A 12,885-nucleotide genomic window follows, 5' to 3' on the forward strand; every position below is an offset into this window, starting at 1 on the left:
TATAAACATAAAGAACCGTGGGACGCATGGTCTTAAAGCTCAATTAATGTCTTCCTAGAAGAGTCATTGAGAAGCCCACACTCACCCGAAGGGGAGTGTGTGGAGTACGTCACGCTTGTCAAAAATTAAATAACGACAAATGACAAAATTACTCCCAAGTAGAGACATCACGCAGCACATCGGGGATTTCTCCCATCTCTAGGGGAAATTCCAGCAAAGTTTCTCTGTAACCTAAATATCCAGACTCCGCAAAAGATAACAACATTCTTCTCAGGGCGAACCAAACTTCGGATTCATATTCCCAATCACTATAACGTGAAGCCCGACCTGCAATTGAACGTAAAGCCCAAAAATAAGAGTTTCTCACCACTGAACCGCCTTTTTTAAACTCTGGCAAATCTGGGTGGTGGAGAAATAATACTTGATTTTCAATTCTGGCTTTCACGTTAAATAGTTAAATAGAACAGGGCAGTGATAGTACATTTATAGTACTTCTTTCTGGAATATCAATTCAAATGTAGGAGGGTTGATGATCAGTTTTGACCACTGGCCTTTTATACTCAAACTTGGCGCTACCTTGGGCTGTGGGCTAGTGGCGGGAGTCTTTTTTGCTTTTTCGACTTTTGTGATGAATGCACTGGCTAGACTCCAGCCCAAAGCCGGGATTGTTGCTATGCAGTCCATTAATATCACAGCAATCAATCCGTTGTTTATGGTGGCACTTTTCGGCACAGCTTTAGCTTGTTTGGTTTTAGCGATCGCTTCATTTTCCAAGTTACATCAACCCAGTGCAGCCTACTTGCTGTTTGGCAGCCTACTTTACCTGATTGGCACGGTTGGGGTAACGATCGCCTTCAATGTACCTCTAAATGATGCCTTGGCGATCGTTGATCCAGATAGCACCGAGGGCGCAAATTTATGGACTAGATATCTGAGCGACTGGACATTTTGGAATCACATCCGCACAATAGCAGCATTTGGGGCTACTACATTGCTGATTCTTGCCCTTCGCCAACCAAGTGGACGATGAGTATCTCAAACAACGGAGAAGGGGAGATTCGAACTCCCGGAACCTTTCGGTTCATCCGATTTCAAGTCGGACGCAATCGACCACTCTGCCACCTCTCCAGTAAAACTGTCTAGCCACGGCTTACCTGGTTTTTTGGCTCACCAAAAAGCTGACAGATAATACTATATCTTACATCTACGCAGGTTGCACTACTCAAAGCAAATGTCTACGATTCACTGGGTGAACCAGGATATAAAATTTCCTCTGAGATTACCTGAAAATCTTGTCCCACCCAAACTAAAGCCGCTTTTGTGACTACTCCTGCTTGTAAGTGGACAATTGAGAAATTACGCTGCTTGTGTCCTTCATGTTCGATAATTCTGGGGACGCTGGCGGCATTTAAGTAAATTGTGCCTTCTGGACTTTGAAACACTGATTTACGTAGTTCTTTTTTGGTGTGACGCAGATTGTGGTGCATGTGTCCAAAGGTAACGAGGGGAATGGTTTTACCAATGGTGATAGTCTGAGAAATAGCTGCTGCAAAGTCGGGATCGCCAAAGTCGCCGCCGATGGGATGCCAATCTTTACCACAAGGGTCGTCGGGGCGATCGCCTAATCCACTCGGCCCGTTGTGACCCAGAAAAATAATTGCATCACCAGCCGCACTTTTAACCGCCGCTAGAATTTTTGCTGCTGATTCTTCAAAATTTGTCACACCGTAACGTTCTTTGCAGATATCGGCAAATCTCCATTCTGGGCCTCCCCAAGTAAAAGGACGACCACCAACAACAGTTAAATTCCATTGGGGAAAATCTAATTGGCTGTAACCGACATGGGCTGTATCCAGTAAATCTAGTTGTTCTTGCACCCAGTCTTCTTTTGTGCGATCGTAGGGACATTTTTTCCGTCCCCATTCTGTAGCCGTATACCAAGCATCGTGGTTGCCCATAACTGCTGCTTTGGGGATATCCAGGGAAGCGATCGCCCTCACCACTTCCACTGATTCATTGCCAAAATCTCCCACAAATAGCACTAAATCCACACTCAAATGCTTGAGTGCAATGGCATCATCCACTTCCCATTGGTCGTGAATATCTCCAACTACAGCAATTTTGAGAGTTTGTGATGGTTTTTTCTGACTGGTCATGCCGCTTTCCTTGCTGTCTATCTCCAGGATATGAAACTCAGGGAAATTTTGACACTATCTCCGCCAGAGTATGGAAAAGAACAATATTGTGGAAGGATTCAGAAGTCAGAATTCAGAAGTCAGAATGTAATCAGTGGGGAACAATATCCACTAATCGAATAGAATTGGCAAGCTGAATTCTTCTGTAAGTATATTGAGTATTAATTACTATAGGACTAATATTGGATTTATGAAAAAAATCAGTAAACTCAGGTCAGGCTTCTTTCCTACTCCCTGCTTACACAACTAGATTCAGAAATTAAATCGGATTCCTATATATATTTTTTCTTAATTGATAATTTCATTTAAACTTCTGGCTTGATTAACTAAACCCTAAATTTCGTTCTTTTCAAATAAGTTATTATTTGCTGACTTGAGTAGGATAACCGTACAGAATGGGGGCGCAATCTCTACCTGATAACTGCCTGTTTGGGTCGATACAATCTATGTGTGGCTTAAGTAATGCTGTGATTGAGAAAAGCTTAATACAGCATTAATAGGAGAGCATAAATATGGGAAATCAATTTAAAACAGTTGCTTTGTTAGGTGCGCTCAGTGGTTTATTAATTGCGATAAGTTACTGGGTATTTGGTGGCACTGGCGGCTTAATTATTGGTATTGGTTTAGCAGCAGTAACTAATCTATTTTCTTGGTATCAATCAGATAAGATTGCATTAGCAGTATACCGCGCCCAGCCAGTGAGTGCTGCCCAAGCACCAGGGCTGTATCGGATGGTGGAAAAATTAGCTAAACGCGCTAACATCCCCATGCCTGGAGTTTACATCGTTCCTGGTCAAACTGCTAACGCCTTTGCAACAGGACGCGACCCCGAACACGCGGCTGTGGCTGTGACTGAAGGTATTTTAAATATTCTCCCCGAAGACGAGTTAGAAGGCGTGATTGCCCACGAATTAACGCACATTATCAATCGTGACACCTTAACCCAAGCAGTAGCCGCAACGATCGCCGGTGCGATTTCTTTTCTCGCCCAGATGGTGAGTTACAGTTTGTGGTTTAGCGGTGGTTCACGGGACGATGATAGAGGTGGCAATCCTTTAGGAATATTGTTAACTGTATTGTTAGCGCCAGTAGCTGCAACAGTAATTCAATTAGGTATATCGCGTACAAGAGAATTTTCTGCTGATGCTGGTGCTGCCAAATTAACAGGTAATCCCCGTGCATTAGCCCGCGCTTTACAAAGATTAGAAGCCACAGCACGACAATTACCTTTAGATGCGAATCCAGCTTTTGAACCGTTATTAATTATCAATCCTATCTCTGGCAAGTTTTTAGGTAACTTATTTTCTAGTCACCCTGACACAGAATCACGAGTTGAACAATTGCTGAAATTAGAACAACAACTGTCTACAAAATATTAGTCATTAGTCATTTGTTGGAAAAGTTAATTCTGAGGATATTATCATTATGACTGGTAATAATTTTGAATCAATTGAATCTACTGTAGTTGTAGAAATCAGTTCTCAAACTAACGAAATGGTAGAAGCTGAAATGGCTGGGGAGACTGATGAAGTGAAGAACGAAACCAAAGCTTTAATTGAAGCACTCAAAAGACGCGCCCAAGCTGAAGCAGAATCAGCCGGAACTCTTACCCGCGAAACTTATTTAAATGCTGTGCGCCAAGCACGCCAAGCCATTGAAGGTGAAAAACTCATTGAACGCGATCGCCTAGAAAATGCTTGGACTGTGATCCAAGAAGAAGCTGAGAAAAACTGGCACTTACTTTGGAAAGAATTTGCTGATTTTGGCGATCGCCTCCAAAATGCAGCCAAAGCCGCCTGGGAAGCCTTCAACGCCCCTCGTAATCAATAATAAACCCCCAGGGTAGAGATGTTGCAGTGAAACGTCTCTACCTTCAACTGAAAGAAGTCAAGCCAACTAATTTCGCACCACAGGTTGTAATAGAAGTTCGCCATTACGTAAATACCAATCCAGCCAAAGCTGTAAAATATTGCTTCCTTCTGGGTTAGGCAACTTAGCCAGAGATTTGATTGCCTGATCTCGATGATCAAGGGCTATATTCATTAGTCGAGTGCGAACTTCCATTTCATCTAATAATTCACAAATCTTGATTCTGTTATATTCTTGCTTGTGAAATAAGCTGGCTAATTTTTGTGCATTAGGATGTTCTAGAGTCAAACCTAATAAGACAGGAAAAGTTTTCTTTTCTATTTCACGGATATTTTCTGTAACTGGAAACCACAGGGATTCAATATCATCAAGAATTTGCGTCATCCAACCTAAATGAGTGCCGCATTGAACACATAAGGCGATAATGTCTGCATCACAAGCAGACAGATAACTAGCGATCGCAGTGGCAAATTGATATGCTTTAACGGTCTTCAGGTTGACTATTTCTCGATATTCATCTAAAGAATTAATAGTCTGACTGATATCTTTATCTTGTCCTTGGCATACTTGCAAGAATGAATAGAAATAGTCCTGCAAGAGTCCTTCTAAGTTATCTGAAGGAAGTTTAAAATTTATGAACTCACGGGTTGCAACAGCATTCAAAGCCATTGCATAATTAATTGCCCGACCAACTCCCAAAGATTGGTAAAGTCCATCTGGTGCATCCATATCAATACAATCATCAACAATTCGGAAAGATAGACTGATCAGTGTTACTGATGCAGCTACAGCAATCAGATCATCAATTTTTGCGCCTATGGATATCCCAGTGGCGATCGGTATAATGGCTGTGGGATTAAGTGGATCATCAAGTATCTCGTCTACCACTTTCCCTAATTCCTGCCATTCATCTTCGACAAGGCTAATAATTTTTTGACGGATTTGAGCTAGTATTTCAACTAGATTAATTGCAAGTTTACTAATCATCTGATTCTACATCTTCAGTAGGTCTTATAGCTTCGTCTGAGTAAGCAATGATTTTTCCTTTATTACTCACAGTTGCATATCTTTTAATGTTGGTTAATTTTCTTGTTGTTCTGACAGCAGAAGCTAAATCTGGATCGCTCACAAATACTGTTGATGGATCTACTATGACTTGCAAGATTGTCAGCCCTTCGTTGTATTTGGTAGTATCTCCAAAAAAGTTTTTAGCAACTACACAGGCGTAAGTTTCGTTATTACATAAGTAAATATAGCCTTTAGCATTAGCTTCACCAGAAGTACCTACAGCACCGCCTGTGCCACCATAAGTTGGGTCTAAGCCAGTTTGTAATATTGATTGTGCTGCTGGTGTTGTTGTTGTGTGATACATGATAGTTTCTTCACGAGGATGATATAAAACTGTTGGAACTTCTTCTCTAGGAAATTCGCCCATACTATTCAGCCAAGTGGTGACAGTAGCTACGTCATAAGGTACTAAATTCAGGTGTCCTACTATATCACTTTTAATTTTTGCTGCTTTTGGCTCTATCGACTTCGCTAATATCTTCGGATCAACTTCAGAGGGAGGAAATTGTTGATCAGTTCTATCTACTTCCTGTTTACTACTTGTTACAACTTCCGGTTCTGATTGAGGGTTGTTACTAGCTTGGTTTCTTCTTGATCCAAAACATTTAAATTGTCTAACAGAATTTCCTAATTTAGTAGGTGGCGTAGTTGGTTTAGTTTGCCCAAAAGACTGAATACTTTCCTTTACCTGAGAAGCCGAAGGTAGTCGAGACATCACACTACCAACACTGTTAGCTTTTGCCCCCATGACATCGGCTTCTTTTTCTAGCGTAGAATCAACATTCGCACTGATTCCTTTCAATTGAATAGAAGGTTTGACTCTTCCTTGCTTTTGCTGAACTACGTGCCATGCTTCATGGGGAAGGTGCTTTTCCTGTCCAGGTGCAACGTGAATATCTGTTCCTTGGGTATAGGCAGCAGCTTGAAACTTTGGAGGCTCGCTGGAATTATAATGAACTTTGACATCATCCATTCCCATTCCAGAAAGATTTTCCACGCCTGTTTTTAAGTTATCAGGCAAGCCGGTGTTATTTTCAGGTTGAATTTCTTGACTTTGAATTGCCAACTCAGTTGGCTGTATGGTGTCTGCTGAACTATCTGGTTGTTGATGAGATTTATCTCCAAGCTGTTCAGTATGCAACTTCATCTGCAATGGGAAACTTGGTACTGCTGATTGCGAGATTTTTGACGTATAACTATCAGCTTGATAATTCGGATCAATTTTTAAATTACTCCAAGGTGAGACTGGCGATCGCTGCACAGGATTCTCTGTAACTATAGATACTTTAGGAAGATGTGATTTATATTGTCTAGTCTCGGTTGTATCTTGTGGTTGTTCTGAAGTTAAATTTTCTGATGGTGTTGATTCAACTTTAAATGGACGTGGTGCAAACTGATTGTTAGATGATGAATCAGATGTAGATTTACTATGATTAGCATGTTTTTTCTGATACATTTATTTTAAGTATGAATTTTATGCCTAAAATAGAATAAAAATAAACTTATGACTATTAGATAAAAGTCTATTGCTTTTTTATTGAAATTATGATTAGAAATTTGGCTTAATTACAGAACATAACCCCAGAAACAGGGAAGAAGTTGAGAGTAGTTGAAAAAATTCAATTTGTATTGATTGGCGCGATAATATGCGATCGGTTCTTCAATCAGATACTATTGATGCTAGATAATGGGAAAGCTTTGACTTTTATTGCCCCATCTAGCCCAGAAGAACAGATTAACTACTATGCGAACTCACTATTGCGGCGAACTCCGAAAAGAAGATATTGGAGAAACTGTTACCTTGTACGGATGGGTAGACCGTCGCCGCGATCATGGGGGCGTGATATTCTTAGATTTACGCGATCGCTCTGGCACAGTCCAAATTGTCAGCGATCCGCAACGCACCCCCAACTCCTACGAGCAAGCCAATGCTTTGCGGAATGAATACGTCGTCGAAATCACCGGCAGAGTAACGCAGCGTCCCGAAGAATCACTGAATAACCGCATTCCTACAGGTGAAGTAGAAATTTACGCGGATAAAATTACCTTGTTGAATGCAGTCCGCAAGCAGCTACCATTCCAGGTTTCCAGTGCTGACACCGAATCGGTGCGGGAAGACTTAAGACTAAAATACCGTTATTTGGATTTACGGCGCGATCGCATGGCGCAAAATATGCAACTGCGTCATCAAGTCGTCAAAGCCATGCGGCGCTATTTAGAAGATGGGGAAAATTTCATCGAAGTTGAAACCCCAGTCTTGACTCGTTCCACTCCCGAAGGTGCGCGGGACTATGTTTTACCCAGTCGTGTCAACCCTGGCGAATGGTTTGCTTTACCCCAATCACCACAACTATTTAAACAAATCTTGATGGTATCCGGTATGGACAGATACTATCAGATTGCTCGTTGCTTCCGGGATGAAGACTTACGCGCCGACAGACAGCCAGAGTTCACCCAATTAGACATGGAAATGAGTTTCATGTCTCAAGAAGAAATTATCGAACTCAACGAAAAGCTTGTTTGTCATATCTTCAAAACCGTGAAAGGTATTGATTTACCCCATCCTTTCCCGCGCTTAACCTACGCTGATGCAATGGCGCGTTATGGTAGCGATAAACCCGACACTCGCTATGATTTAGAATTAGTCGATGTTTCCGATATTCTCAAAGACTCTGGTTTTAAAGTCTTTCGGGATGCTGTCGCCCACGGTGGTATCGTCAAAATCCTTCCCATTCCCAACGGTAACGACAAAATTTCTAACGTCCGCATTAAACCAGGCGGCGACATCTTCAGAGAAGCTAGTGAAGCCGGCGCGAAAGGTTTAGCTTACATCCGTGTTAGGGAAGATGGGGAAATTGACACCATCGGCGCAATTAAAGACAACCTCACCGCCGAACAAAAAGCTGAACTTCTCCGCCGCACAGGTGCAGAAGCCGGACATTTGTTATTGTTTGCGGCTGGTGATGTTGGTACTGTTAACAAAACTTTAGACAGATTACGGCAATTTACTGCTAAAGAATTTGGGTTAATCAATCCCGATAAACTCAATTTGTTATGGATTGTTGATTTCCCGATGTTTGAGTGGAATGCTGACGAAAAACGTTTGGAAGCATTACACCACCCATTTACCGCACCCCATCCCGATGATTTACACGACTTAAAAACCGCCCGCGCCCAAGCTTACGACTTGGTATTTAACGGCTTTGAAGTTGGCGGTGGTAGTTTGCGAATTTATCAGCGAGAAATTCAAGAACAGGTATTTGAAACCATTGGCTTGTCTCCAGAAGAAGCGCAAAGTAAATTCGGTTTCCTTCTAGAAGCTTTTGAATACGGTACACCGCCGCATGGTGGTATCGCCTACGGTTTAGATCGTTTGGTGATGTTACTTGCTGGGGAAGAATCTATCCGTGATGTGATTGCTTTTCCGAAGACACAACAAGCCCGTTGCTTGTTAACAGATGCGCCTTCTGGGGTGGATGCGAAGCAATTAAAAGAACTGCACGTTGCTTCGACATATAAACCCAAGTCATAACAAAGTCCAAGGGGATTTAATAAGTAAAAGGGTAAAAGTAAAAAGTAAAAAGAAATCAAAAATTAGTATTTCTTTTTACTTTTTACCTTTAACTTTTGCCTTGTTTGATAATGCTGTCAAAATATAATTAAGGCTATATAGGACTCATATTTGATTTTGGAAAAAAATCAGTATACTCAGATCAGGCTTCTTTCCTACTCCCGACTCCCCATTCCCTGTTCCCTACCTACACAAATAAATTCAGAAATCAAACCGGATTCCTATATATAGTTTCTTATGAGTGAATCTATTATCTTGACAGAGGACGGTTTATTACCAGAGGATGTGTTACCAGATGTCAGTCAATTGGTGACAGAAGACGACGCAGCAGTGGATAATCTACCATCGGAAAAACAACAACGCCTATTAACAGAAACCCTTTACAGTTCTTGGAGAGGTGCAAATAATTCCCAAGGGTTTCTTGTGGCTGCTAATGTGGGGTTGTTTGCTAGTAGTTATCAACCAGCAATTGTACCTGATGTCTTCTTGAGCCTGGATGTACAAGTAGCCGAAAATTGGTGGGAAAAAAGACATCGTTCTTATTTCTTTTGGGAATTTGGTAAACCACCAGAAGTAGTGATTGAAATTGTCTCAAATCGAGAAGGGAATGAAACAGGGCGTAAATTCTTAGAATATGCCCGGATGCGGATTTTATACTACATTATTTTCGACCCATCTCAGCAACTTGGTGGTGAAGTTCTGCAAATGTATGAATTGCAAGGACGGCAATATGTAACCATGAGCGAACAATGGTTGACAGAAGTTGAGCTAGGGTTATGTTTGTGGGAGGGCGTGTATGAAGGCAAACGCGATATTTGGCTGAGGTGGTGTGATGCGGAAGGGAATGTCATTCCTACTGGTGCAGAACGGGCTGAACAAGAACGAGCGGCTAAAGAAGCTGCACTGCAACGTGCTGAACGTTTGGCGGCACAATTACGGGCTTTGGGGGTAGAACCGGAAGTATGAAATGGCAGGACAAAAGAGACAAGGGGTAGGAGGTAGAAGAAAATTCTTCCCCCATTCCCAACTCCCCACTCCCAACTCCCAGTTCCCCACTCAGCACTCAACAAAAAACCCGCCGAAGCGGGGGTTTCCACACAACAAAACTATAAACAGTCAACTCTTGCTTTACCAGACTTAGCCGATATATCTCATTTCGGCTTCTAGTTGATGAATTAGCTTTTCGTTACCTTGGGCTTTAGCTACTTCTAAGCGATGTTCCAAGCTTTTTCTCAGGTTTTGTCTGTGAGCTTCTTTAGCTTGTCTCATAGCCTGTAATCTATTTTGATTCATAGTTATTTCCCTCTTTATGCTTTTTTCTGTTTAGTATTGCTAATATAGCACAGGTTTTGTAGCTGTTGCTACAGAAATTTACATCTTTATATATGTGAATATTGTAGGTTTATGGCAAAAAAGGCAATGAACACCCGATCGCACCTGACATTACTCAGCGATTTTGGCGATCGCGATGTTTATGTCGGGGTGATGAAAGGTATAATTGCTCAAATCAACCCAGAAATTAGGGTTATCGACTTAACACACCAAATTCCGCCACAAAATCTTGTTGCTGCTAGATTTTGCTTGATGAATGCTTATCCCTACTTTCCCGATGGAACAGTACATATAGCAGTAGTAGATCCGGGGGTGGGTGGAAACCGGAGAGCGATCGCAGTAGAATTGGCTGGAGGGTTTTTAGTCGGCCCCGATAATGGCATATTTAGCGGTATACTCAGTCAAACTCCCGCAGTCGCAGCCGTGGAACTAACAAACCCAGACTACTGGTTAACTCCCCAACCTAGTCGCACTTTTCATGGTAGAGATATTTTCGCACCTGTGGGAGCTAATCTGGCTAGTGGCGTTCCGTTGAAATATCTGGGAAACGAAATAAATCCCACGACTTTGTTACAGCTAGGGATGGGCAAATGTCAAACAACTAGCCGTGGTGTGTTGGGACATATTCAATATATAGATCACTTTGGTAATTTAATCAGCAATATTCCTCAAAGTTGTGTGGAAGGTAAAACCTGGTGCGTGCAGATTGCGGGGTTGACAATCCCAGGATGTGAAACTTACAGTAATTGCCAAGTTGGTGAAGCTGTCGCCTTAGTTGGTAGTCATGGCTGGGTAGAAATCGCCATCAATGGCGGAAATGCACATTCACAGTTGCAAATGAGCTACCAAGATACTTTAGAAGTTTTATTTTGGTAGATTTTCTGGAATAGTTTGTGGCTCTCCCAAACTAGATATTTTTACCACGCATAACAGAGGTGTCTTATTTAGGACTTACGCAGTAAGACGAAATATTAAGGGTGTAGGGGTATACCCGGATTTCTCGCAAGAGAGAAATCCAGGGGTGTGGGCAATACTTTTCGGATAAGGAATTTACTTGTGAAGGTATCTTGGGTGCAGGGGTGCAGGGGCGCAAGGGAGAATTAACAGTAACCTCTCCCCTGCCCCTCTGCTCCTCCGCACAACTGCTGCCTCAACGAAGAGATATCTTAACCGAAAGGTATTGGGGGTGTGGGAGGATGGTGAAGAAATCTTTCCCCCCACACTCCCCACACTCCCCTCTCTCTCCACACCCGCTACCCATACGTGAGAAATTCGGGTTACACCCCATACCCTTTCACCCCTATACCCAACCTCCACAGACAATCTTGGTGCGTAAGTCCTATTATTCATTAAATATTGTGTGCTAGACTACATTTTCTCATTACCAAAAAGCCAAAAATTCCCACTTTAGTATATTCATATAATTAAAAAAACGATATTTTGGGCAATCTAAATCCGGAAGATGCTGAATTATTTTGTATTTATAATTGTTCTTTGCAAAGGCAGTCAAACCCACTGATGAATCGGTTGACTAAACATTGGATTATTTACTTAATAGCTTTAGAATTTATACTTTGTTTAACAGTATTTACCCTACCTTCTTTTTCATTTTATGCTCAACCAAAAAACCAAACAATGGTTACAGAAATTCGTGGTGTTTGGTTAACTAACGTTGCTAGTGGGGTTTTGTTTGTTCCTTGGGGAATTGACCGCGCTATTAATCAATTAGCGGCGCTGAATTTTAATACGATTTATCCTGTAGTGTGGAATCGGGGTAATACTTTTTATAAAAGTAATGTTGCTAAAAATACGATTGGGGAAGAAGCAGAACCAACACTGAATTTTATGCACGGTGGACAAGATGTTTTAGCCAAGATTATTAAACTTGCTAAACCCAAAGGTTTGACTGTGATTCCCTGGTTTGAATATGGTTTTATGACACCACCAAATTCTGAGTTAGCCAAACGTTATCCTGATTGGTTAACCATTGGACAAGCAGGTGTAAATTCTGTTAAAGAAGTTTTGCCAGAAGACGCTAACAATGGGGCTGCAACTAAACAAGCTTGGTTAAATCCTCTAAATCCAGAAGTTCAAGATTTTATTTTAGAACTCATTTTAGAAGTTGTAAGTAATTACAATGTAAATGGCATTCAACTAGATGATCATTTTGGAATGCCAGTACAATTTGGTTACGATCGCTTCACTGTCGAACTCTACAAACAAGAACATCAAGGTCAAAATCCGCCTACTAACCCATTTAACCCCGAATGGATGCGTTGGCGTGCTGACAAAATTACTGCATTCATGGGGAGAATCTATCGCAGCATCAAGGAAATTGAACCGAATGCAAAATTATCACTGTCTCCCAATGCCAAAGCTTTTGCATATAAATATTATTTGCAAGATTGGGAAACTTGGGTAAAAAACGGCTGGGTGGATGAGTTGGTGTTGCAAGTATATCGCCATAATCAAAATAGCTTTAAGACCGAATTAGAACAACCAGCCATAAAATCAGCCCTCTCCAAAATTCCGGTTGTGATTGGTATCTCTACGGGAACTTTACGCAACCCTGTGAGAATTTCCCAAATTAAAGAACAAATTGATATGGTACGCGATCGCTCTTTTTCTGGCATCTCTTTTTTCTATTGGGAAAGTTTATGGGGTTACATCGCACCTGAAACACCCCAAAAGCGCCGCAAGGTGTTCCAAGAACTGTTTAACACCAAAGCCATCAGGCCATTTCCGATTGATGAAACAGGTAGTAGGTTGAGGTTGTGATTTGGGGGATGAGGGAAGGGAGACAAGGGAGACAAGGGAGATGAGGGGTGTTTCGACTTAATAATATTTTTG

At 41.7% G+C, this 12,885-nt stretch carries 12 protein-coding genes and 1 tRNA gene; 7 read left to right on the top strand and 6 right to left on the bottom strand.

Annotated elements, in window-relative coordinates; all coding sequences use genetic code 11:
• Positions 1–148 precede the first annotated feature (148 nt).
• Positions 149–445 carry a hypothetical protein gene (locus tag H6G28_RS13470; protein ID WP_062294907.1) on the bottom strand — a complete coding sequence of 99 codons (297 nt, stop codon included), beginning with the start codon at positions 443–445 and terminating at the stop codon, positions 149–151.
• Between the two features lie 84 nt (positions 446–529).
• Between H6G28_RS13470 and H6G28_RS13475 the strand changes: the two genes are divergently transcribed.
• Positions 530–1,030 (top strand): anthrone oxygenase family protein, encoded by a 501-nt coding sequence (locus tag H6G28_RS13475; RefSeq protein WP_190671344.1) that lies wholly within the window; start codon positions 530–532, stop codon positions 1,028–1,030.
• A gap of 13 nt (positions 1,031–1,043) precedes the next feature.
• Here H6G28_RS13475 and H6G28_RS13480 read toward each other — a convergent pair.
• A tRNA-Ser gene (locus tag H6G28_RS13480) sits at positions 1,044–1,128 on the bottom strand.
• A gap of 107 nt (positions 1,129–1,235) precedes the next feature.
• A complete protein-coding gene (locus H6G28_RS13485; RefSeq protein WP_190671346.1) occupies positions 1,236–2,156 on the bottom strand; it encodes a TIGR04168 family protein in 921 nt (306 codons plus the stop codon).
• Between the two features lie 551 nt (positions 2,157–2,707).
• Between H6G28_RS13485 and H6G28_RS13490 the strand changes: the two genes are divergently transcribed.
• Positions 2,708–3,574, top strand: a complete 867-nt coding sequence (locus H6G28_RS13490; protein WP_190671348.1) for a zinc metalloprotease HtpX — start codon at positions 2,708–2,710, stop codon at positions 3,572–3,574.
• 46 nt (positions 3,575–3,620) lie between these two features.
• Positions 3,621–4,025: a hypothetical protein gene (locus tag H6G28_RS13495; RefSeq protein WP_190595209.1), complete on the top strand. Its 405-nt coding sequence runs from the start codon at positions 3,621–3,623 to the stop codon at positions 4,023–4,025.
• A gap of 66 nt (positions 4,026–4,091) precedes the next feature.
• On the opposite strand, the gene H6G28_RS13500 is transcribed toward H6G28_RS13495, so the two are convergent.
• Positions 4,092–5,051: a polyprenyl synthetase family protein gene (locus H6G28_RS13500; RefSeq protein ID WP_190671350.1), complete on the bottom strand. Its 960-nt coding sequence runs from the start codon at positions 5,049–5,051 to the stop codon at positions 4,092–4,094.
• A complete protein-coding gene (locus tag H6G28_RS13505; RefSeq protein WP_242054569.1) occupies positions 5,044–6,588 on the bottom strand; it encodes an eCIS core domain-containing protein in 1,545 nt (514 codons plus the stop codon). The genes H6G28_RS13500 and H6G28_RS13505 overlap by 8 nt, the downstream gene beginning before the upstream one ends.
• A gap of 288 nt (positions 6,589–6,876) precedes the next feature.
• Here H6G28_RS13505 and aspS point away from each other — a divergent pair, with 288 nt between their 5' ends.
• A complete protein-coding gene (gene aspS, locus H6G28_RS13510) occupies positions 6,877–8,664 on the top strand; it encodes an aspartate--tRNA ligase (RefSeq protein WP_190671352.1) in 1,788 nt (595 codons plus the stop codon).
• 276 nt (positions 8,665–8,940) lie between these two features.
• Positions 8,941–9,669, top strand: coding sequence for a Uma2 family endonuclease (locus H6G28_RS13515; RefSeq protein WP_190595202.1), 729 nt, complete (start codon positions 8,941–8,943; stop codon positions 9,667–9,669).
• Positions 9,670–9,840: 171 nt separating this feature from the next.
• On the opposite strand, the gene pirA is transcribed toward H6G28_RS13515, so the two are convergent.
• Entirely contained in the window at positions 9,841–9,996 is a 156-nt protein-coding gene (gene pirA / locus H6G28_RS13520; protein ID WP_190595201.1) for an arginine synthesis PII-interacting regulator PirA, read from the bottom strand.
• Between the two features lie 111 nt (positions 9,997–10,107).
• On the opposite strand from pirA, the gene H6G28_RS13525 reads away from it, so the two are divergent.
• Both H6G28_RS13525 and H6G28_RS13530 read left to right on the top strand, forming a co-directional pair.
• Positions 10,108–10,911: an SAM hydrolase/SAM-dependent halogenase family protein gene (locus H6G28_RS13525; protein WP_190595200.1), complete on the top strand. Its 804-nt coding sequence runs from the start codon at positions 10,108–10,110 to the stop codon at positions 10,909–10,911.
• Between the two features lie 642 nt (positions 10,912–11,553).
• A complete protein-coding gene (locus tag H6G28_RS13530; RefSeq protein WP_190671354.1) occupies positions 11,554–12,813 on the top strand; it encodes a glycoside hydrolase family 10-like protein in 1,260 nt (419 codons plus the stop codon).
• The last annotated feature ends 72 nt before the right edge of the window (positions 12,814–12,885 follow it).

It is taken from the genome of Nostoc sp. FACHB-190, from assembly GCF_014696905.1.
In the GTDB taxonomy this organism is placed as follows: domain Bacteria; phylum Cyanobacteriota; class Cyanobacteriia; order Cyanobacteriales; family Nostocaceae; genus Nostoc_B.

Excerpts from the sequence above, each read along its gene's own strand:
- H6G28_RS13500 (WP_190671350.1), bottom strand. The coding sequence starts at position 5,051 with ATGATTAGTAAACTTGCAATTAATCTAGTTGAAATACTAGCTCAAATC.
- aspS (WP_190671352.1), top strand. The coding sequence starts at position 6,877 with ATGCGAACTCACTATTGCGGCGAACTCCGAAAAGAAGATATTGGAGAA.
- H6G28_RS13495 (WP_190595209.1), top strand. The coding sequence starts at position 3,621 with ATGACTGGTAATAATTTTGAATCAATTGAATCTACTGTAGTTGTAGAA.
- H6G28_RS13490 (WP_190671348.1), top strand. The coding sequence starts at position 2,708 with ATGGGAAATCAATTTAAAACAGTTGCTTTGTTAGGTGCGCTCAGTGGT.
- H6G28_RS13530 (WP_190671354.1), top strand. The coding sequence starts at position 11,554 with ATGAATCGGTTGACTAAACATTGGATTATTTACTTAATAGCTTTAGAA.
- H6G28_RS13525 (WP_190595200.1), top strand. The coding sequence starts at position 10,108 with ATGGCAAAAAAGGCAATGAACACCCGATCGCACCTGACATTACTCAGC.
- pirA (WP_190595201.1), bottom strand. The coding sequence starts at position 9,996 with ATGAATCAAAATAGATTACAGGCTATGAGACAAGCTAAAGAAGCTCAC.
- H6G28_RS13505 (WP_242054569.1), bottom strand. The coding sequence starts at position 6,588 with ATGTATCAGAAAAAACATGCTAATCATAGTAAATCTACATCTGATTCA.
- H6G28_RS13475 (WP_190671344.1), top strand. The coding sequence starts at position 530 with ATGATCAGTTTTGACCACTGGCCTTTTATACTCAAACTTGGCGCTACC.
- H6G28_RS13515 (WP_190595202.1), top strand. The coding sequence starts at position 8,941 with ATGAGTGAATCTATTATCTTGACAGAGGACGGTTTATTACCAGAGGAT.
- H6G28_RS13485 (WP_190671346.1), bottom strand. The coding sequence starts at position 2,156 with ATGACCAGTCAGAAAAAACCATCACAAACTCTCAAAATTGCTGTAGTT.